19 protein-coding genes and 1 riboswitch are annotated in these 20245 nt (G+C 49.2%); of the genes, 7 read left to right on the forward strand and 12 right to left on the reverse strand.

The genetic code is table 11. From position 1 onward, the window contains the following. Positions 1-211 precede the first annotated feature (211 nt). The 5 genes from AC0YN0_RS23955 to metA form a co-directional block, all read right to left on the reverse strand. Positions 212-1144: a putative sporulation protein YtxC gene (locus tag AC0YN0_RS23955; RefSeq protein WP_337098032.1), complete on the reverse strand. Its 933-nt coding sequence runs from the start codon at positions 1142-1144 to the stop codon at positions 212-214. Between the two features lie 183 nt (positions 1145-1327). Then, positions 1328-2464 carry a cyclic dehypoxanthinyl futalosine synthase gene (mqnC, locus tag AC0YN0_RS23960; protein WP_475823535.1) on the reverse strand — a complete coding sequence of 379 codons (1137 nt, stop codon included), beginning with the start codon at positions 2462-2464 and terminating at the stop codon, positions 1328-1330. A gap of 240 nt (positions 2465-2704) precedes the next feature. Then, positions 2705-3865, reverse strand: a complete 1161-nt coding sequence (locus AC0YN0_RS23965; protein WP_475823536.1) for an aminotransferase class I/II-fold pyridoxal phosphate-dependent enzyme — start codon at positions 3863-3865, stop codon at positions 2705-2707. A gap of 4 nt (positions 3866-3869) precedes the next feature. Beyond that, on the reverse strand, positions 3870-5033 hold the full coding sequence (locus tag AC0YN0_RS23970; RefSeq protein WP_475823537.1) for an aminotransferase class I/II-fold pyridoxal phosphate-dependent enzyme: 1164 nt from the start codon (positions 5031-5033) through the stop codon (positions 3870-3872). 26 nt (positions 5034-5059) lie between these two features. Continuing rightward, positions 5060-5983: a homoserine O-acetyltransferase MetA gene (metA, locus tag AC0YN0_RS23975; protein WP_475823538.1), complete on the reverse strand. Its 924-nt coding sequence runs from the start codon at positions 5981-5983 to the stop codon at positions 5060-5062. 105 nt (positions 5984-6088) lie between these two features. Next, a riboswitch (SAM riboswitch) is annotated at positions 6089-6193 on the reverse strand. A 404-nt stretch (positions 6194-6597) separates the two neighbouring features. Between metA and corA the strand changes: the two genes are divergently transcribed. From corA to AC0YN0_RS23995, 4 genes are all read left to right on the forward strand, one after another. Further along, a complete protein-coding gene (gene corA / locus AC0YN0_RS23980) occupies positions 6598-7533 on the forward strand; it encodes a magnesium/cobalt transporter CorA (RefSeq protein WP_337098037.1) in 936 nt (311 codons plus the stop codon). Positions 7534-7680: 147 nt separating this feature from the next. After that, a complete protein-coding gene (locus AC0YN0_RS23985) occupies positions 7681-8583 on the forward strand; it encodes a LysR family transcriptional regulator (protein WP_442050314.1) in 903 nt (300 codons plus the stop codon). Between the two features lie 64 nt (positions 8584-8647). Next, positions 8648-9457, forward strand: a complete 810-nt coding sequence (locus tag AC0YN0_RS23990; RefSeq protein ID WP_475823539.1) for a histidinol-phosphatase — start codon at positions 8648-8650, stop codon at positions 9455-9457. A gap of 153 nt (positions 9458-9610) precedes the next feature. Continuing rightward, the gene (locus AC0YN0_RS23995) at positions 9611-10456 is read left to right on the forward strand and encodes an EamA family transporter (RefSeq protein ID WP_475823540.1); all 846 of its coding nucleotides are present in this window, start codon (positions 9611-9613) and stop codon (positions 10454-10456) included. A 7-nt stretch (positions 10457-10463) separates the two neighbouring features. Here the strand turns inward: AC0YN0_RS23995 and AC0YN0_RS24000 are convergent, their stop codons facing one another. Beyond that, complete coding sequence (locus AC0YN0_RS24000) at positions 10464-11177, reverse strand: pirin family protein (protein ID WP_475823541.1); 714 nt, start codon at positions 11175-11177, stop codon at positions 10464-10466. A gap of 28 nt (positions 11178-11205) precedes the next feature. After that, complete coding sequence (locus tag AC0YN0_RS24005; RefSeq protein ID WP_475823542.1) at positions 11206-11604, reverse strand: DoxX family protein; 399 nt, start codon at positions 11602-11604, stop codon at positions 11206-11208. A 205-nt stretch (positions 11605-11809) separates the two neighbouring features. On the opposite strand from AC0YN0_RS24005, the gene AC0YN0_RS24010 reads away from it, so the two are divergent. Then, positions 11810-12103 (forward strand): winged helix-turn-helix transcriptional regulator, encoded by a 294-nt coding sequence (locus AC0YN0_RS24010; protein WP_475823543.1) that lies wholly within the window; start codon positions 11810-11812, stop codon positions 12101-12103. 150 nt (positions 12104-12253) lie between these two features. After that, a complete protein-coding gene (locus tag AC0YN0_RS24015; protein WP_475823544.1) occupies positions 12254-12931 on the forward strand; it encodes a DUF559 domain-containing protein in 678 nt (225 codons plus the stop codon). Positions 12932-13606: 675 nt separating this feature from the next. Here the strand turns inward: AC0YN0_RS24015 and sdhB are convergent. The 3 genes from sdhB to AC0YN0_RS24030 are packed head-to-tail and all read right to left on the reverse strand — an operon-like array spanning position 13607 to position 16849. Next, positions 13607-14371: a succinate dehydrogenase iron-sulfur subunit gene (sdhB, locus tag AC0YN0_RS24020; RefSeq protein ID WP_442051757.1), complete on the reverse strand. Its 765-nt coding sequence runs from the start codon at positions 14369-14371 to the stop codon at positions 13607-13609. Positions 14372-14377: 6 nt separating this feature from the next. Next, on the reverse strand, positions 14378-16135 hold the full coding sequence (sdhA, locus tag AC0YN0_RS24025) for a succinate dehydrogenase flavoprotein subunit (protein ID WP_475823545.1): 1758 nt from the start codon (positions 16133-16135) through the stop codon (positions 14378-14380). A gap of 42 nt (positions 16136-16177) precedes the next feature. Then, positions 16178-16849, reverse strand: coding sequence for a succinate dehydrogenase cytochrome b558 subunit (locus tag AC0YN0_RS24030; protein WP_442051755.1), 672 nt, complete (start codon positions 16847-16849; stop codon positions 16178-16180). 302 nt (positions 16850-17151) lie between these two features. Between AC0YN0_RS24030 and AC0YN0_RS24035 the strand changes: the two genes are divergently transcribed. After that, positions 17152-18051 (forward strand): LysR family transcriptional regulator, encoded by a 900-nt coding sequence (locus AC0YN0_RS24035; protein WP_442051754.1) that lies wholly within the window; start codon positions 17152-17154, stop codon positions 18049-18051. 93 nt (positions 18052-18144) lie between these two features. Here the strand turns inward: AC0YN0_RS24035 and AC0YN0_RS24040 are convergent, their stop codons facing one another. Further along, complete coding sequence (locus AC0YN0_RS24040; RefSeq protein WP_337098427.1) at positions 18145-18807, reverse strand: potassium channel family protein; 663 nt, start codon at positions 18805-18807, stop codon at positions 18145-18147. A gap of 17 nt (positions 18808-18824) precedes the next feature. Further along, positions 18825-20171, reverse strand: coding sequence for a TrkH family potassium uptake protein (locus tag AC0YN0_RS24045; RefSeq protein WP_475823546.1), 1347 nt, complete (start codon positions 20169-20171; stop codon positions 18825-18827). Positions 20172-20245 lie beyond the last annotated feature (74 nt).

Below are 20245 nucleotides of genomic sequence, written 5' to 3' on the forward strand. Positions count from 1 at the left end.
CTGCTTTGTGCTATTCGGACAAATCCGATAACGCTTCAGGTTCAACTGTACAGCTTCAAAGGGGTATATTGTCTTATGTTCGGAAGGAAATTGCAGCCGTCGTTTCCTCTCTCTGAGCCGAGCACCGTTAGCCAATACATGTCTTTGTCGTTGCTGTTCACATCGTATATGTGAACAATTATAGCGTTGTTGGCGCTATCGGTCAAGAAAATTAAGGCTGAACGAGCTCATCGAAGCTGCTGCTGCAGGAAGCGCATTTCACACATACCGTTACTCTGGAGTCGAAGATCGTCTCAATCGTTCGTATCACCTGCATATCCGGCTGTCTCGTATGGATCGTAATATGTTTCGGCGATACGGAGATTAGCGAGCTTATAACCATGTCTTCAATATTCATCTCCGTCTCCAGCATCTCAGCTACGATTCGATCGGATGGCGGCTTTGGTTCAAGCGGTTGAAAAAACTCATTGTAGATCGAGAACTCATGTCCGCCTTTGTGAAGCAAATGCACATGCGGCACTTTCGTTTCTTGAAGAAACACGAAATACTTGAGCAGCGAGATGAACTCTTGATACTGCTTATCAAGCACGTATTCGTCGAGTGCATACTCGACCACCTCGGCAAGCTCCTTGCGATACAGCTCTAAGCGAAACGTTGCAAAGCCAGCCAAATTTAGATGCGTATGTGTCTGCAAATACGATTCAATTTCTTCGGCTACTTTGTTTTTGCGCCGTTGCCGATCCGCATCCAGAAACTTCGTCCCAAGGCCATCCCACTCTTTGCCGTGCAGCATTTCATGGCAATATTTCTCAATAACCGCTGGTTCGGCGTTCGGATTGTTCCGATATTTCTTGCGAATGATGGAGGCTAGTATGCCAGACTCCAGCTCATTCACCACATATTCGGCCAAAACGCTCGAGGTCGCCCTATAAACGCCCGGCCCATGCGACTGCAATTGAAAAGCCGGCAGTACGGCGTCGCAACGAATATCATGCCCGCTAGTCATCAGAAACTCAACTGCTGCGGCTGTTTGCGCGTTTGAGTCGATATGTAAAGCAACGACCGCTTGTTCTGTCATTGATTTGGCTAATTCGCCCGCCCTAGGCGGTGCGCTTGCAGACAACGATACAGTAAACAGCTCCATGAGCTCACCCCTTTCGTTCCTTATCAGTATATGGTCTCCCCGTGGGGGATATACGATGAAGAGATTGGAATAAGCTTGGGCATTCATGGTATCAAGACAATAAACATAAAGCGCCTGTCTGAGTTAATCCTATGAATAGGAAAAATCAGACAAGCGCTATCGTTAATGCTCATTTATCGCGTGCTAGTTCTGCATGACAAAGTCCGTTGCAGCATGCTCGGATTCTTCATACATCTTAATAATATTGTATTTCGTATCCCGTTGAGCGGGAATCTTGCCCGCTTCACGGATCAACTTAAGAATAAGTTCAATATTGACCTTGTGCGTCGTGCCTGCGGCCGATACAACGTTCTCCTCAATCATCGTGCTGCCGAAGTCATTGCAACCGTAAGACAGCGAAAGCTTGCCCATCTCCGGCCCCATCGTAACCCACGACGATTGGAAGTTGTCGATGTTATCGAGCATAATCCGGCTAGCCGCAACGATACGGAGATATTCCTCCGGCTTCGCCTTCTCCAGCTTCAGATTCGTATTGTCCGGCTGGAACGGCCATGAGATGAACGCCAGGAAGCCCTTCGAATCGTATTTGTTCGCGATGCATTCATCCTGTGCGTCGCGAATGCGAAGCATGTGAAGAGCGCGCTCCTCAACGGTCTCGCCCAATCCGTATACCATAGTAGCCGTTGTGTTCATGCCATGACGGTGGGCTGACTTCATAACGTCCATCCAATCCGTCCATGACCCTTTCAGACGGCTAATCTTGCGACGTGTTCGATCATCGAGAATTTCCGCACCGCCGCCTGGCAGCGAATCCAATCCCGCTTCATGGATCTGCTTAATAACTTCATCAAGCGACAAGCCGTCCGATACAACCTTCATCTTCTGAATCTCCGCCGGGGAGAACGAATGCATCGTTATGTTCGGGAAGTGCTGCTTAATCTTGCGCAGCAGGTCCGTATAGTAAGTGAACGGCAAGTTCGGGTTTGTTCCGCCCTGCATCAATATTTCAGTGCCGCCAACGTCGACTGTTTCTTGAATTTTGCTCAAAATCAGCTCATCGTCCAGCACATAACCTTCCTTGGAACCCGGCGCGCGATAGAACGCGCAGAAGCGGCAATATACGTCGCACACATTCGTGTAATTGACGTTGCGGCCTACGACGAATGTCGTTATCGGCTCAGGATGCTTCCTCAACATAATTTGATTGGCTACATGCCCCATCTTCTCGATCTGATCCGATGCAAGCAGTTCCATTCCCTCTTCCAGCGTAATGCGTTCGCCGCGAAGCGATTTATCCAATATACGGTCCAACGTACTCATTCCGTAGACCTCCTTCATTCCGATCTAATTAGTCTTTCAATGAATAATCCTATCATAAACGCGTCGCTAAAGTAACCCATCACGAACATATCAAAATGTCAATATTGAGAAGAATGGTGCACAAGCACCTCAATCTGACTTATCTCGGTTCGTTACGAACACAGTAGACATAACAACAAAACACGGAAGATCCCCCTTCAGAAGGAAATTCCGTGTCCATTGTAAGAAACCAAACCACAATTAAGCGCGAAGTGCCGCGTCGAGGTCTGCAATCAGATCATCGATATCTTCGAGGCCTACCGAATAGCGCACGAGGCCGTCCGTAATGCCGCGCTCCAGTCGCACTTCGCGAGGCATCGCCGCATGGGACATCATCGCCGGATAGGAGAGGATGCTTTCCACGGCGCCGAGACTTACCGCAACGAGCGGAATCTGCACGGCGTTAAGCACTTTCTTCGCTTTGTCGCCGCTGCCTACGTCGAATGACACGACCGCTCCGTAGCCAAGCGATTGGCTTTCGTGAATTTCACGACCCGGATGGTCAGCTAGGCCTGGATAATACACGGATTCGACAAGCGGATGATTCGAAAGCCATTCAGCCAGCTTACGCGTGCTGCGTTCGCTATGTTCCATACGTGCTTGCAGCGTCTTCATACCGCGCATAAGCAGCCAAGACTCCTGTGCGCTAAGTACGGTTCCCATACCGTTCTGCAACGTCTTCAAGCGGCGGCCGAGGCCTTCGTCGGCTGTAACCGCAAGGCCTGCCAACACGTCGCTATGCCCGCTCAAGAACTTCGTCGCGCTATGCAGCACGATGTCGACGCCCTGTTCGATTGGACGCTGGTGATACGGCGTCATGAACGTATTGTCGAGCATCGTCAGCAAGCCATGCTCCTTCGCCCAAGCCGTCGTCTCGGCGATATTCGTAATCTTAAGTGTTGGATTGGACGGCGTCTCCATGAATACCGCTTTCGTATTCGGCTTCAATGCCGACTTCACCGCTTCGAAGTCCGTCATGTCGACGAAGGTCGACTCGATTCCGAGACGGCTTAGTATCGTCGTCAACAGTCGGTAAGTGCCGCCGTATACATCCTCGGTTACGATGACATGCTCGCCTGCAGACAATAGCAGAAATGTCGTCGAAATCGCCGCCATGCCCGATGCGAATGCGAAACCATGCGTGCCGCCCTCAAGCAATGCTATATAATCCTCTAGCGCTTGACGGGTTGGATTACCCGATCTGCTGTAATCATATTGCGGCGGATTGAATATATCATGATGATGGAAAGTTGATGCTTGGAAGATCGGAACGCTTGATGCGCCCGTCTGTTCATCGATCTCAGCGCCGAAGTGTAGCAGCTTCGTCGCAAACTTGCGATTTTTGTTATTCTGTTCGCTCATGCTGTTACTGCCCCTCCTCGATCTCGATTTTTGCTGCAGCAAAGGCTTGCTCAAGATCAGCAATTAAGTCGTCCGAATGCTCAATGCCTACCGAGAAACGAAGGAGGCGGTCGTCAACGCCAATCGCTTGGCGAATCTCAAGCGGAATATCGGCATGTGTCTGAACAGCCGGGTACGTCATTAGCGATTCGACACCGCCGAGGCTCTCAGCGAATGCAATCAGCTTAATATGGCGCAGAATCGGCTCAATATAACGTGCATCCTTCACGCGGAAGGAGAAGATACCCGTGTTGCCAGACGATTGGCGGCTTTGAACATCGTGGCCGGGATGATGCTTAAGCGCCGGGTAGTACACATCAGATACCGCTTCATGCTCTAGCAGGTAATTCGCTATTACAGTTGCGTTATGCTGATGGCGATCCATACGAAGCGCTAGCGTCTTCATGCCGCGCATAAGCAGCCATGAATCCTGCGGCCCAAGAACCGCCCCGATCGAATTGTGCAGGAACGCGATTTGTTCGGAAAGCTCCTTGCCTTTCGTCACGATCAGACCGGCAAGCACGTCATTGTGACCGCCCAAATATTTGGTCGCGCTATGAATGACGATATCCGCGCCTAATTCAATCGGACGCTGGAAGTACGGCGTTAATAACGTATTGTCGACAATCGTAATCAAGCCTTTGGACTTCGCCCACGAGCATACGCGTTCAAGATCCGTAATCATCATCAGCGGATTCGTCGGCGTCTCGATAATAACCGCCTTCGTATTCGGTTGCCACAACGCCGACATACCGTCGATATCATTTGTGTCAACATAAGAAGCTGTAACGCCGAACCGGCTCATGATCCGTTCAAGCAACCGGTATGTACCGCCATATAGATCAAGGGAGACGATTAGGTGATCGCCTTGGCTGAACAAAGCGAATATCGTCTGCAAAGCAGCCATGCCCGAGCTACAGGCAAAGCCAGCATCTCCGGATTCGAGCTGCGCTGCTGCTTCTTCCAATACCGCCCTTGTCGGGTTCTTCGTACGGGTGTAGTCAAATCCCGTGCTTTGTCCGAGCTTCGGATGGCGGAACGCTGTTGATTGATAGACAGGGAAGCTTACTGCTCCCGTTACAGGCTCTTTGATTGAGCCGATTTGTGCCAAATGACTTTCGATTTTCATGCTTGATACGCACTCCCCTATTATTATTAAATACCGGCACCCAAATCGTACGGTGTTTGTTGATAAACGTAATAATTGAGCCAATTGGAGAATAACAGGTTCGCATGCGCTCTCCATGTCGACAAGGGTACATTGCTTGGATTATCTCCCGGGAAATAATTGACCGGAACGTCAATTTCTAGTCCTCTGGACTTATCCCTGTCGTACTCGTACTTCAGTGAAGCCGGATCGTATTCCGAGTGGCCAGTTACGAAAATCTGTTTGCCATCGCGGGAGGCGACGAGATAGACACCGGAATCAGCCGATTCCGATAAAATATCAAGCCGCTCGATCGCATCTATGTCTTCGCGGCGAACTTCCGTATGGCGCGATTGCGGTACGTAGAACAGCTCGTCGAAGCCGCGGAGAAGATTAACGTTGCGCTTATCGGTCTCAATCGAATGCGGGAAGACCCCGAACATTTTATTATCCAGATTGTATTTCGGCACGCCGTAATGATGGTAGAGTCCTGCTTGAGCAGCCCAACAGATATGGAAGGTCGAAGTGACGCGCTTCGTGCTCCAGTCCATGATTTCCTTAAGCTCTTCCCAATAATTGACGTCCTCGAACGGCATATGCTCAACCGGAGCTCCCGTTATGATAAGCCCATCGTAATACTCATGCGCGATTTCGTGGAACGTCTTATAAAACGATTCCAGATGCTCGGAGGATGTATTCTTAGACGTATGCGTCTTCGGATGCAGCAGCACCACTTCCACCTGAAGCGGCGTGTTGCCGATGAGGCGAAGCAATTGCGTCTCCGTCGTTTCCTTCGTAGGCATGAGGTTCAATATGGCAATGCGAAGCGGACGGATGTCTTGATGATAAGCGATGCTCTCGTCCATCACGAAAATATTCTCGTTGCTTAGTACTTCTTTTGCCGGCAAATGATCTGGAACTTTGATTGGCATGTCGCTCAACTCCTCTGTAGGTTGCTTACTTCAACCGGAAAATGCAAAAAGACCCTTTCTGCTGTGAGAAAAGGCCTTATGGCTCGGTAAAGAAGCCGTCCGCCTCTCTCATCTCTCAGAAACATTACTGTTTCCGCAAGAATTAGCACCGTGCTTACGCCGGTTGCCGGGCTTCATCGGGCTAGTCCCTCCGCCTGCTCTTGATAAGAAAGTTGTCTATTCGATTGTCGCGATTTACTAATTATTTTCACTTTAATGCATTACGCGGACGGCGTCAAGATTTACGTTCTCGTATAAACACATTATAGGCGCAGAACGTTGTAATTATGCTTGTATGTAAAGCGAAAGCAGGAGTATACTAGACAAGAATTATGTCCTGTAATTCCACTAAAAGAAGGAGTGAATACGAACATGGACGGCGACCCGAAGCCCGAAATCGACCGAATACGGTTGCTGCCGGTTCTCTGCGACCCGCAGGCCTGTTGATAGCGATGACGCTTGCTCATTCGCGATGATATCTAATCATCGCACGGCTCGCGGACATCGGGTTTAACCCTGCGCATCCGCCTATTGAGCCGGCAGTTCCTCTACCTTTATTGAAGGAGTGACTGCATATGAAAATACGTCTCGTGAACAATGGTGTATTTGCACCTATTGAAGACATTAATCAAACACTTTTACCGCCCAAAGAGGGTTTTTATTGGATTGACGCCGATGTTGAGGATTTGGCTGTCCTGCAGCCTTTATTCAACATGCATGATCTGGCTGTAGAGGATTGCCTCAGCGAAGAAGAGCAGCGTCCGAAGATCGAAATTTATGAAAGCCATTATTTTATCGTTATTAACAGCATCCGTTTCGACGATGAAGAAATTTTTCTGCGCGCGCTGAACATTTTTCTCGGCCGCCACTTTATTATTACCGTTACGAAGCAAAAAATTAACGAACTGCGTTCGCTGAAGCCCGTCCTATGGGAACAGGAAGTCAGCAGCCCGGACTATTTCCTCTATCATCTCGTCGATATTGTCGTCGACAACTATTTCCTCGTCGGCGATCGGATCGACGATCGGATCGAGTTGCTTGAAGAGAACATTCTGATGCATACGAAGAAATCGCATCTGAATGAAATTATCGGTCTGCGCGGCGAGATTCTCTGGCTTCGCAAAGTACTCGGTCCTCAGCGCGATGTCATTGCGACGCTTAACAAGAAAGACCTGAAGCTGATCGACGACCAGCTCCAAAAGTACTTTAGCGATATTTATGAGAATGCGCTGAAGATCGCGGAGTCTTTCGACACGTACCGCGATTTGATGGGCAACTTACGAGAAGCTTACCAGTCCAGCGTAGCCAACCGGGCCAATGAAATTATGCGCGTGTTTACGGCGATTACAACCATATTCATGCCATTGACCTTCATCACCGGCATTTACGGGATGAACTTCGACTTCATTCCTGGTCTGCATTTGCGCTTCGGTTCCTATGTGCTGCTAGGTGTCATGCTTTTGCTCGGCATTTGCATGTTCTACATTTTCCGCAAAAAAGAATGGCTCTGAACTAAGCCGTACGGCTTACTGCTCAGACCGCGCTACTCAGGCTCCCCAACCTGTAGAAGACGCGGTCTTTTTTTGCCGTTGAACGATATTTCATTTATAATAGAAAGGTCGTTATTGAACAGCCTGTAACGACTAAGGAGGATTATCGTGAACATTAGCCAGCTTGAAACGCTCCTCACCATCTCCAAGACGATGAGCTTCCGCAAAGCGGGCGAGCTACTCAACCTCACGCAGCCTGCCGTATCCGCACAGATCAAGACCCTTGAGGATGAATTCAAAACCGTTCTAATCGATCGTAACCAGCCCGTTACCTTGACTGACCACGGTCAAGTTTTTTTGGAGCATGCCGAGCAAATTTTGTCGATTGTAGAGGAATTGAAACAGAAGCTTTCCGATCTGCATGCAACCCCGCAAGGTCATATCGTGCTCGGAACAACATCATCTATCGCGATTCAAATATTGCCGCGGGTATTATCTTATTTCCAAAACCAGTTCCCATTAATTAAGACTACTATTCATACGATGTCCTCAACGCAAGTCATGGCCAGTGTCGAGAACGGCTCGGTCGATATCGGCATTTCCTACTTATTCGAGAAAAATCCGAACATCCATTCCTCCGTTCTTTATTACGATACGTTCGAGCTTGTTGTGCCGCCCTCGCATCCCATGAGCAGTCTCACGCATACAACTGTCGATAAATTAAAGGACATACCGATGATTATGCTCGCGCCGGATACGCTTGGACGCCGATTCGTGGATCAAATTTTCCGCAAATACAACATTCAGCCGAATATCGTCATGGAAGTATCGAGCAGCGAGGAAATCAAAAGAATGGTCGAGATCAATCTTGGGGCGGCCGTCGTGTCAAAGCTTTCCATCGCCAATGAGCTACGACTGGGCACACTAAAGATGATAAAGGTTACTGAGCTCGAAACGAGCCACCCCGTAGGCGTCGTCTACAAATCAGGCCGTTACTTGAATACGGCGATGCGCCAGTTCATTAGCGACTTAAAAGGGATGCCGGAGCACCATTTCATCAGCTCCGAATAACATTCGAACGATTTGCACTCGTATGTATAGTTTTATTTATCTCGCCAGTTAGGAGCGATACTAGATGAAATTTGACCTTCACACGCATCATGTTAGATGCGGCCATGCGAATGGCACGATCGAAGACTACATTATTGCCGGCATGGAAGCCGGGCTTCAGGCGATCGGAATTTCCGATCACTCTCCTTACTTTTATCACGAGCAGGATCAACCATCGCCGGGAATCGCAATGGCTCGAAGCGATTTTGCCAACTACATAGAAGAAGTGCTTCGCTTGAAGCGCAAATATGAAGGTAAAATCGAGGTGCTGCTCGGGATGGAATCCGATTTCTATCCCGAACATGCGGACGTCTATCGGCAAGCATTCGCTAATGTACCGTTCGATTATTTGATCGGGTCGGTGCATCAGGTCGGAGGTGTCAGCATTTTCAACCGCAATCGGTGGAAGGGGCTGGACGAACGGCAGCATGTGGAGTCAAAGGAAGCCTATTACGATCTTATTAAGCAATCTGCGCTTAGCGGCATGTTCGATATATTGGGCCATATCGATGCGATGAAGGGTTATTACCCGTCCTTCTCGGATATTCCGGCGGCGGCTGCGATCGATGATACGCTCCGAACGATCGGAGAATGCGGCGTATCCATTGAAATCAATACGTCCGGCAGCACCAAAGATGTTGGCGGCTGGTATCCTTCGGATGCGATATTAGAGAGGGCGCTCCACTTCGGCGTTAATGTCACATTCGGATCGGATGCCCACATCCCCAGCCGGGTAGGAGACGAACTTGAGCTCGTGCGTGCCAGGCTGAAGGAAATCGGCTTCAAGCATTGGGTGTTCTATCGGAAGCGCGAGCAGGTTATCGTACCTCTATAGGATTTTGGGCAAAAAAAAGTGGACCTGCACGTCGCAGGTCCCAAGAGATATATTAAAAAAGGGGGTCTTGTTTATTATAATAGCCCCTTAATGTAATACGTTCATAACAGAAGCATTTCAATTGTGTAACAAATTTAGGGGAGTTGGAACATCATGTGGCTCATCACGGCCATCAGCAGCGCCATATTGTTTGGACTAGCCGGCTGGTGGATGAAAGTATCCCAAATGCGCGGCGGTTCAACTGGCATGCTGTTGCTCGGCTTGTATGCAGCAGGCTCCCTCGGCTTCGGCATCCATTCAGCGATCGAAGGCAATATCGCGATGCTTGGCAGCCCTAAAGTATGGATCGCCGGTATCATAATCGGCATCGGATCAGCACTTGGCAACTCTCTATTTATGAAAGCGCTCGAGTTCGGACCTGCCAGCCTTACATCGCCATTAACGAATATGAACATTATTTTGGTCGTTGCGCTTGGAACTTGGTGGTACAGCGAACCTCTATCATCAACCGAAGCCATCGGTATAACGCTGCTGCTGCTCGCAGTCTTCTTCATCGCCCATAAGCGCAAAGAACCGTTAACGATATCGGAAAAGCGTTGGTTTTGGCTCGTTGGCATCGCAATCGTCATGTTCGCTTTGCGCAACGGCGGTCTGAAGGTGACCGAGGAGCTCGGATTGCCAAGCGCTCCCATTCTGTTCATTGCTTATATCTTGTCGATGCTATGGTTCATTCGACCGGTTGGCAAGAGCATTTCACGCGAATCTGTTCGCACGGGTTTATGGTTCGGTTTAATCGCAGGCCTCTTCTCTTATGGCGGCCTTCAGCTTTATGCAGTCGCATTATCGACGGGGCAAGCTAATCTGGCAGCTCCCATCTTTGCAACCAATAGCCTTGTTGTTGCAGCAGGCGCTATTCTCGTATACAAAGAAAGGCTATCCATTATGCAATGGACAGCCTTCGTATTAACGTTGCTCGGTTTAATCGTTATTCGTTTATAACATAAGGTTAAGGCAGATCAATCAACATGATTCTGCTGTTCTCGGATGCAGTCAGGACAAGCTCCTGCTCATCCGTGATCCTCGCTGAATCTCTTCTTCCGAGCACGATATCCCCATTCAGTTGTATGGAACCTTCTAATACGAACAGCAATCCTTTTCTCCCTTGTTCAAGCGAATAGGTATGACTGCTACCTTCCCGCGGCTCAGCGAGGTAGATGGACATGTCCTGATGAATCCGGGCAATACTGCCTAACTGCTGCTTCGACTCATCCCCGCTCACGACTAGAGTCAGTCTCTCCTTCAGCACCTCCGTATCGAACGACGTTGTTTCATAAGTAGGCTTCAGACCGGATATTTTCGGCAAAAACCACATTTGCAACAATTCAAGCGATTCATCCTCCGAACGATTATATTCCGAATGAAACAAGCCTGTACCCGCTGACATGCGCTGTATGCCGCCCCATGTCGTCTGTGCCGTGTTGCCGATGCTGTCTTTATGCTCCAAATGTCCTTTCAACACAATCGTTACGATCTCCATCTCTTGATGGGGATGCATCCCGAACCCTTTGGAAGGAGCGATCCAGTCGTCATTTAAAACACGCATCGGGCCGAACTGCATATTGTTCGGATCATAATAATCTGCGAATGAGAAGCTAAAGCTGGTACGCAGCCACCCGTGATCCGACTGATGTCTATCTTCCGCACGATGAATGTGCAACATATCAATCCCTTCCTTCCTTGCTATCTTATTATTGTATCAAAGCGTCGATCGAGTAGTCCCCAGCCCCTGTTAGCGCAACGCCGAGCAACACCGCGATCAGAACCAAGTTGTACTCGTATCCGTTGCTGGTCGACCACAGTCCGTTAGCAGCATGTACTTTAATGATAGCAACCAGCATCGTTCCGATAAGGAGCACCGCTCCCAGCCACGTAACAAGTCCTGTTGCAAACAACAACCCGCCAATTAATTCCGCCGCCCCTGCGCCTACTGCCATCAATACGCCTGGTTTCATGCCAATCGATTCAAGCCAACCTGCCGTCCCTTTAATTCCATAACCTCCGAACATCCCAAACAGCTTCTGTGCGCCATGGCCTACCATCAACAAACCAATAATAACCCTAATAATTAATAACCCCGTATCCAACATTTCAATCTCACCTTTCATCCTGTTTTGTTTGTTTCGCATGTGTTATGCTATGACACTTATAATATTATTGTTACTTACTTTTGTCAAGCATATAACCTATGTAAAGTTTTTTTGTGTGTAACCTTGAATTGCACTTACTTTTTGTTCGTACATATGCTACAATAGAAATACAAAAAGCGGGGTGATACGGTTGGATTATTCGACAATGTGCCCAAAGTATGAAGCCGCGGCCGACATATTAGGTAAAAAATGGACTGGCAGAATTATTCGGGTTTTGCTTGGCGGGCCTAAACGGTTCAAAGAAATAAAAGAGCAAATTCCCGAGATGAGCGACAAGATGCTAACGGACCGAATGAAGGAGCTTGAGACACAGAACATCATTAACCGGAACGTGTATCCGGAGATGCCCGTTCGTATCGAGTATGATTTGACGAATAAAGGTCGTGAACTTCAACCTGTTATTGAATCGATTCAAAAATGGGGAGAAGAATGGATGTAACAAAAAAACCGCGAAGGCGGTTTTTTTGTTGCTGGACTATGCTTCATTCGGCATATCCTCTATAATCATAAGCAAGAGACGAAGAACGTCCCGTAATAAGCCGAAGTGCGGCTGATGCGGGGCGTTTTTTTATGGAAAGGATGATGTTCAATGAGTATTAGTTATGAAGCAGCGCACAGTAATTATATTCAACAACATCTAGATAAACGGAAAGGCGAACGGAAAGGCCGTCTCGAGCGAGGTCATCAACATGCCGAAATGATGTTCCTTCGCAACGTCTGGTGGCCGCTCCAAGGCAGCTTCGATCAACTGCATCCCGAATATGAAGTGCCTGATTGGCGCGGCCGTTCCTACTTTGCCGACTTTGCCTGGCTTCCCGGTCATGTAAAACTTCTAGTCGAAATTAAGGGGTATGCGACACATGTGAGAGACATGGATAGGCACAAATACTGCAACGAGCTCAATCGTGAGATGTTCCTGTTTGCTATGGGTTATCATGTGCTCTCCTTCGCCTATGACGACGTTGAGCAGCGGCCTGAACTATGTATATCCATGCTTAGAATGTGCTTGAGCAGATTCCAAACGCGAAGTAGCAACGCAAGCCGAGTCATGCTTTCGGAGAAAGAGCTCGTACTTCTCGCCTTACAGAACGCACGCTCTATCAGACCCAAAGACGTTGAAAAACATTTCGAGATTGATCATAAAACCGCTATTCTAATGTTACAAAGGTTAACTGAAAAAGGTTGGTTGCAACCTACCTATGGTGCCAAGCAAGAAAGAATCGTTCGTTATTCACTGACGAAAGACGCCGTTAGCGACTTACTATAATTTAACTGGAGTTTCTCCTGTTATTTATTTAACTTTCGAGTATCCCAAACAAATAACTGGAACTTCTCCTGTAAATTTGGCCGCGAACTGACAAGCACTCTAAAAAGGTTAATATTAACAGGAGATGTTCCCGTTAATCGCGATAAATAGCTAATATATCCTGAAATAACGGGAGAAAACGGAGCTATTAACCGTGAGTAGTTTTGAAAAGCTCTGAGAGACGGGGGGTTGCAAGTAGTTTTGGTGTGCGGTGTGCGGTGTGCGGTGTGCGGTGTGCGGGCGGAGTACAGTTAAATTAGTTCAGATGTGGTGCGTGTTTGAGTCATTTAGATTTATGAGGTTAGCCTGCTCACCTCCGTTGCTAGGAGGCAATTGACAAAACGGGCCTTTATCCTTTATCATTGATAATAATTATCAATATCATACATCTGCAAGTGAAGGAACAGATTGCGAGTGCACTGCTAATGAGAAAAACTCCTATCGGAGTACTTCGATGATGAGCGACCTACAAGTTTGCACAGCAAACTCGCTTCGGAAGCAAGGAAGTTTTTATCGCCAATCTGAATGATCTCCTTTACGCTTTATCGCTGTAAAGTACTTAAACATTCTGATGTGGTAAACAAACCCCCGGCATCGCCGAGGGCTTGTGAATAAAGATAATGGCAGACCGGGTGATTACATCCCCAGCCATTTTTTGAACAGGTGCTTCGTTGTATCCTTGTTGATCGCAGCGATCGACGTCGTGAGCGGAATGCCCTTCGGACACGAGCGTACGCAGTTCTGCGAGTTGCCGCAGCCTTCGATACCGCCATCCGTCATAAGCGCGTCGAGACGCTCTTCCTTGTTCATCTCCCCTGTCGGGTGAGCGTTGAACAAGCGAACCTGCGAGATTGCGGCAGGACCGATGAAGCTGTTGCGATCGTTAACGTTCGGGCAAGACTCGAGGCAGACGCCGCAAGTCATACATTTGGACAGCTCGTACGCCCATTGACGCTTCGTCTCAGCCATACGCGGTCCAGGACCAAGATCGTACGTACCGTCGATTGGAATCCAAGCTTTCACGCGCTTGAGCGCATTGAACATACGCTCGCGGTTGATAACAAGGTCGCGAACGACTGGGAACGTGCGCATCGGCTCAAGGCGAACCGGCTGCTCGAGCTTATCGATCAGGGCGCTGCACGCTTGACGCGGCTTGCCGTTGATAACCATCGAACATGCGCCGCATACTTCTTCCAGACAGTTCGATTCCCAGCATACCGGAGCTGTTTTGGCGCCGTCCGCTTTGGTCGGATTACGTTGAATTTCCATCAGACCGCTAATGACGTTCATGTTAGCGCGGTATGGAATTTCGAACTCTTCCGTGTAAGGCGTCGAGTCGGGAGTATCCTGCCTAGTGATGATAAACTTAACCGTTTTTGTTGCAACAGTTGTTTGAGCCATCGTTAGTTATTCTCCTTTCTTCTTATCGCTGGAGTAGTCGCGTTTACGAGGTTTGATCAAGCTTACGTCAATGTCCTCATAAGAGATTTGCGGGCCTTCCTTCGTCCACTTCGCAATCGTCGACTTCATGAACGTATCGTCATCGCGTTCAGGGAAATCAGGCTTATAGTGAGCGCCGCGGCTTTCGTTACGCATTAATGCGCCAAGCGTCATCGCTTCGGACAGCTCAAGCATATTCCACAGTTGACGAGTGAAAGCAACGCCCGCGTTGTTCCAAGAAGCTGTATCGTTGATGTTAATGTTCGAATAGCGTTGTTTCAGTTCTTTGATCTTGCCGATCGTAGCTTCCAGCTTGTCGTTGAAACGAACGACCGTCATGTTGTTTGTCATCCACTCGCCAAGCTCTTTGTGAATAACGTACGCATTTTCGTTGCCGTTCATTTTTAGAATGCTGTCGTACTTATCGGTTTGGCGTTTCGCCTCGCGATCGAATACGGACGAAGAGATATCTTCAGCCGATTTCTTAAGGCCTTTGATGTACTCCACCGCTTTCGGACCAGCCAGCATACCGCCGTAAATAGCGGAGAGCAGCGAGTTAGCGCCGAGACGGTTCGCACCGTGGTATTGATAGTCGCATTCGCCAGCAGCGAACAGACCTGGAATGTTAGTCATTTGGTTGTAGTCTACCCACATACCGCCCATCGAGTAGTGAACCGCAGGGAAGATCTTCATTGGGATTTTCCGAGGATCGTCACCCATGAACTTCTCATAGATCTCGATGATGCCGCCGAGCTTAACGTCAAGCTCCTTCGGATCTTTGTGGGACAAGTCAAGATAAACCATGTTTTCTTGGTTGATGCCGAGCTTTTGGTCTACGCAGACGCTGAAAATCTCGCGTGTCGCGATATCGCGGGGAACGAGGTTTCCGTATGCCGGGTATTTCTCCTCAAGGAAGTACCAAGGCTTGCCGTCTTTGTAAGTCCAGATGCGTCCGCCCTCGCCGCGCGCCGATTCCGACATCAAGCGAAGCTTGTCGTCGCCCGGAATTGCCGTTGGGTGGATCTGGATGAACTCGCCGTTCGCGTAGTTAACGCCTTGTTGATACACGGCGCTTGCTGCCGTACCTGTATTAATAACCGAGTTCGTCGTTTTGCCGAAAATAATGCCAGGACCGCCAGATGCCAGAATAACCGCATCCGCACGCACCGAGCGAATTTCCATGGAGCGAAGGTCTTGAGCAGACACGCCGCGGCATACGCCGTCGTCGTCAATAACAGCGCCAAGGAATTCATAATGCTCGTATTTTGTAACGAGGCCGGCTGCTTCCCAGCGGCGTACTTGCTCATCGAGTGCATACAGCAATTGTTGGCCAGTCGTTGCACCTGCGAATGCTGTACGTGAATGCTTCGTACCGCCGAAACGACGGAAGTCGAGCAAGCCCTCGGACGTACGGCTGAACATAACGCCCATCCGGTCCATCAAGTGGATAATACCCGGCGCTGCGTCGCACATCGCTTTAACTGGCGGTTGATTCGCTAGAAAGTCGCCGCCGTATACTGTATCGTCAAAGTGCTCCCACGGGGAATCGCCTTCCCCTTTCGTATTCACCGCTCCGTTAATGCCGCCTTGCGCACATACGGAATGGGAACGTTTGACCGGTACAAGAGAGAACAGATCAACGTGTACGCCTGCTTCTGCTGCTTTGATGGTAGCCATCAAGCCAGCAAGACCGCCGCCGACGATGATTATTTTATTTTTTGCCACAACGTTTCACTCCTTGTCCTTAAGACTTACCTATTAATCAGACTAACCGATATTCGTAAGCGCCAATGCGGCACTTGCAGCTTCTTGGAATTCATCGCCTCTGAACGCAACAAGCGAAAGAATGAACAGAGCAGCGACAATTACGAAAACACCCATACAAATGTAGGACGAGATGCGTTGCGCTTTCGGGCCGATCGTAATGCCCCAGCTAATCAGAAACGCCCACAGGCCGTTACTGAAGTGGAATACCGCTGCCAGTACGCCGATCACGTAGAAGACGAAGTAAGCAGGATTGTTCGCAATCAAGTTCATGGTCGAGCCGAGTTCTTCATGCGTAATGTTGCCGAGGTACACTTGAATTCGCGTCTGGTACACATGCCAGAAGACGAAAATAAATGTAATTACCCCCGTTACGCGCTGCGCTGTGAACGCCCAGTTCCTTCCGTATTGGAAGCGCCCCGTATTCGAATTCGATTGGTAAGCCACATATAGGCCGTAGATACCGTGGAACAATAGCGGGAGGTAAATGCCGAAAATCTCAAGCAGCGTTACCACAGGCATGCTATTGATAAAGTGCACGGCCTTGCCGAAGCCCTCTGGCCCGCGCTCGAACGCTTGATAGTTCGCCAAACCGTGGACGACGATAAAGCCGCCTAGCGGAATGATGCCTAGAAGCGAATGAAGCTTGCGCGAGAAATACGAGTTTCCTTTCATGTTCTTCCTTCTCCTTTCAAGACTGTAGTTGCATACTTTTCCATCTGTAAATTCTAAGCCTCTAAGTTACGCCACTTATATGTACTTAGAATTTAGTGCAAAACGTACTTTCACCGCTAGTGGACGGTTGAAGCCGTTTCCGCTCATACAAACCATTCACCATTGTAACCCCAGCATGTACCTCCGTCAACAAAACTCGACACAATCTAGCCACACTTTCCATCCTACTCCTTTTCAGCTTATAATGGAATTGCTTATTTTTTATAATTTCTTATAACAAAATGACATAAGGGGATTTTGTCGTGTATGATGAGCTCCATGTATTCTCTGTAATCGTCGAGCAGTCGAGTATGAACAAAGCATCTGCCCTGCTCAATCTGTCGCAGCCTGCCCTATCCCGCAAGATCGCCAAGCTGGAGCAAGACATCGGGTCGCCGCTGTTCCGCCGTATTGGCAAACGGCTGGAGCTGACAAGAATAGGCCAGCTTACGTACGAGTATGCGATTGAGCTTAGACAGCTTCATCGCAACTATTTGCAAACGGTATCCGAATTCACCGCGACCGGCCGTTCTTCGCTAACGATCGGCGCAAGCCTCACGACGCTGCAGACGACACTGCCGGATCTGATCCAAATGTTGACGAGCGCACATCCCGAGGTGGATATCAAAGCCGTAACCGGGAAAACGCATGAAATCGTCTCGCTAGTCCGCGAGCATAAGGCCGATATCGGCATCGTCGCCTCCAGTATTGAGGATTCGACGCTGCGCTGCCTGCCTCTCTTCGATGATCATCTGCTGCTCATTCTGCCGCGCAATCAGGTCGTAACCGACAAAGGTTCGCTGGGCATTATGGATCTGGACGGCATGCCGATGATTTTATTCTCCCGCGGAACCTGGTACCGCGTATTGACCGACGAGCTGTTCGATAAGTATCAATTGCAGCCTGACGTTCGAATGGAGATCGATTCCTTCGAAGCTATCCTTCGCCTGCTGCATACATGCCGCGCGGCCACATTGCTTCCGCAATCGTATATGCGCCAACAATTAATCGACGACAACGAGCTTGTTGTCGTACCGATCCGCGAGCTTGAGGATACGAAACGCACGACATCGCTTATTCATGCCGATCCCGCGGGGCTGAGTCCTTCGGTTCGACTGTGGATTAATGAAATTGCAGCCCGCTTCCCGAGCAAGCAAGCCTAACATAATGGACAAAAAACAGCGGCGAAAAGCATTAGCCGCTGTTTTCATCATTTCCAATATATCGCTTTCGAATCCATAAGATCGGTGCTCTATTTAACGGATAACCGTCGCCTCGAATTCCTCGATTTGATCGTTCGTCCCTATAATAACCATAATGTCTCGTTCCGTAAGAACATCTGTTGCCGAAGGAGCAATAATTATACCGTTAGGCTTGTTGATCGCAACGATGCTGCACCCGAATCTTGCCCGGGGATTAAGGTCGCTCAACGACTTTCCGTTCAAGCATTTCGGGACGGCAAGCTCTGCGATCGTATAATCCTTGGACAGCTCGATATAATCAAGCAGGTTAGGCGATACGAGCTGATGCGCAACCCGAATGCCCATATCCCTCTCCGGATAGACGACCCTGTCAACGCCGATCTTCTCAAGCACGCGGCCGTGGAGCTCGGACATCGCCTTCGCGACAACCTTCTTCACGCCAAGATCCTTCAATAATATGGCAGTTAGAATGCTCGCCTGAATGTCATCGCCGATCGCAACGACACCGCAGTCGAAGTTGCGTACGCCGAGCGAGCGAAGCGTCTCCTCATCCGTGCAATCCGCCGATACGGCATAAGTTAGCACGCTGCTCATATCCTGCACCGTTTCTTCATCCTTATCGATGCCGAGCACTTCATGACCGAGCTCGATGAGTTCCCTTCCAAGGCTTGAGCCGAACCGCCCCAAGCCGACAATGACAAACTGACTGCGTTTGATAGCCACCTGTAAATCCCCTATCCAATTGTTATTTTACCTTCCGGATACCGGTACAATTCTTTATCTGTTCCAGGCCCTAGCGCATAAGCGAGCGTTAATGGACCTAGCCGACCGGCAAACATCGTGAATGCAATAATCATTTTGCTAATATCGCTAAGCTCCGGGGTCAATCCAATGGATAGTCCTACGGTGCCGAACGCGGATGTTGCTTCGAACAATATTTTCATGAACGGCTGATTTTCGATCGTTGCAAGGATCATCGTCACGACCACGACGAGCGTTAATGACAAAATCGTAATCGTCAGCGCTTTGTTGATGCGGTCCTTGGCAAGCCGATAGCGGAAGAAGACGATATCCTCACGTCCGCGAATCATCGAGATTACGGCGCCTACGAGCACCGTGAACGTCGTCGTTTTAATGCCGCCCCCCGTTGAGCCCGGCGATGCGCCGATGAACATAAGGATGATTGTAAAGAAGACGGTAGCCTGCCTTAGAGCTGTATAATCGAGCGTATTGGCGCCAGCCGTACGCGGCGTAATGGATTGGAATAATGATGCCCATATCTTGCCTCCCCAATCGAGCGAGCCGAGCGTGAGAGGGTTCGTGAATTCGAAAACAAACAACACAATCGTGCCTAAAGCGATCAGAGTGCCCGTCATGGCGAGGACGATTTTACTATGCAGCGACAGCTTGCGGTTCTTCCGATATTCCATTAGATCGGACATAACGACGAAGCCGAGTCCTCCGAATACGATCAACATCATCGCGGCTATATTAACGATTGGATCGGACACATACAGCGTTAAGCTGCGGTAATCTCCGAAAATATCGAAGCCGGCGTTATTAAACAGCGATACGGCATGGAATGCGCCGAAAAATACTGCCTTGCCAAGCGGCATATCGAACGAGAACCGGAACGTGAACAGCAGCATCCCGACGAGTTCAATAGACAGCGAGTAGTAGATGACGCGGCGAATTAGCCTAATGATGCCCTCCATGCTTGTCTGATTCATCGCCTCTTGAAGAATCAGCCTCTCGCGCAGCGATATTTTCCGCCGCAAGACGAGCGCGATTAGCGTTGCCATCGTCATGAAGCCGAGGCCGCCAAGCTGGAACAGCACCATCAGAACGATCTGGCCGGCTGTCGAGAAATAGGTGCCGGTATCGACGACGACGAGTCCGGTAACGCATGTCGCTGAAGTAGCCGTGAACAAAGCGTCTATAAAGTTCAGCCGTTCCCCTGTCGCCGAAGCGAAGGGCAAAGAGAGCAGAAATGCCCCAATGAATATAATGAGCGCGAAGCCGCTAACGAGTATCCTTGGCGGAGACCAGTTCTTCACGTCCCAAATCCATGCAAATTTCATCTTATATTGTGCACCTCAATCTTCGAAAATCTACTGCGTTATCGTTATAAGCGCACAAAAAAAAGCACTGGAAG

The organism is Paenibacillus sp. J22P218 (assembly GCF_056269195.1).

What these genes read in the sequence shown, in the direction of transcription:
- AC0YN0_RS23955 (WP_337098032.1), bottom strand. Translation starts at nt 1,144, where the DNA reads ATGGAGCTGTTTACTGTATCGTTGTCTGCAAGCGCACCGCCTAGGGCG.
- mqnC (WP_475823535.1), bottom strand. Translation starts at nt 2,464, where the DNA reads ATGAGTACGTTGGACCGTATATTGGATAAATCGCTTCGCGGCGAACGC.
- AC0YN0_RS23965 (WP_475823536.1), bottom strand. Translation starts at nt 3,865, where the DNA reads ATGAGCGAACAGAATAACAAAAATCGCAAGTTTGCGACGAAGCTGCTA.
- AC0YN0_RS23970 (WP_475823537.1), bottom strand. Translation starts at nt 5,033, where the DNA reads ATGAAAATCGAAAGTCATTTGGCACAAATCGGCTCAATCAAAGAGCCT.
- metA (WP_475823538.1), bottom strand. Translation starts at nt 5,983, where the DNA reads ATGCCAATCAAAGTTCCAGATCATTTGCCGGCAAAAGAAGTACTAAGC.
- corA (WP_337098037.1), top strand. Translation starts at nt 6,598, where the DNA reads ATGAAAATACGTCTCGTGAACAATGGTGTATTTGCACCTATTGAAGAC.
- AC0YN0_RS23990 (WP_475823539.1), top strand. Translation starts at nt 8,648, where the DNA reads ATGAAATTTGACCTTCACACGCATCATGTTAGATGCGGCCATGCGAAT.
- AC0YN0_RS23995 (WP_475823540.1), top strand. Translation starts at nt 9,611, where the DNA reads ATGTGGCTCATCACGGCCATCAGCAGCGCCATATTGTTTGGACTAGCC.
- AC0YN0_RS24000 (WP_475823541.1), bottom strand. Translation starts at nt 11,177, where the DNA reads ATGTTGCACATTCATCGTGCGGAAGATAGACATCAGTCGGATCACGGG.
- AC0YN0_RS24005 (WP_475823542.1), bottom strand. Translation starts at nt 11,604, where the DNA reads ATGTTGGATACGGGGTTATTAATTATTAGGGTTATTATTGGTTTGTTG.
- AC0YN0_RS24010 (WP_475823543.1), top strand. Translation starts at nt 11,810, where the DNA reads ATGTGCCCAAAGTATGAAGCCGCGGCCGACATATTAGGTAAAAAATGG.
- AC0YN0_RS24015 (WP_475823544.1), top strand. Translation starts at nt 12,254, where the DNA reads ATGAGTATTAGTTATGAAGCAGCGCACAGTAATTATATTCAACAACAT.
- sdhB (WP_442051757.1), bottom strand. Translation starts at nt 14,371, where the DNA reads ATGGCTCAAACAACTGTTGCAACAAAAACGGTTAAGTTTATCATCACT.
- AC0YN0_RS24030 (WP_442051755.1), bottom strand. Translation starts at nt 16,849, where the DNA reads ATGAAAGGAAACTCGTATTTCTCGCGCAAGCTTCATTCGCTTCTAGGC.
- AC0YN0_RS24045 (WP_475823546.1), bottom strand. Translation starts at nt 20,171, where the DNA reads ATGAAATTTGCATGGATTTGGGACGTGAAGAACTGGTCTCCGCCAAGG.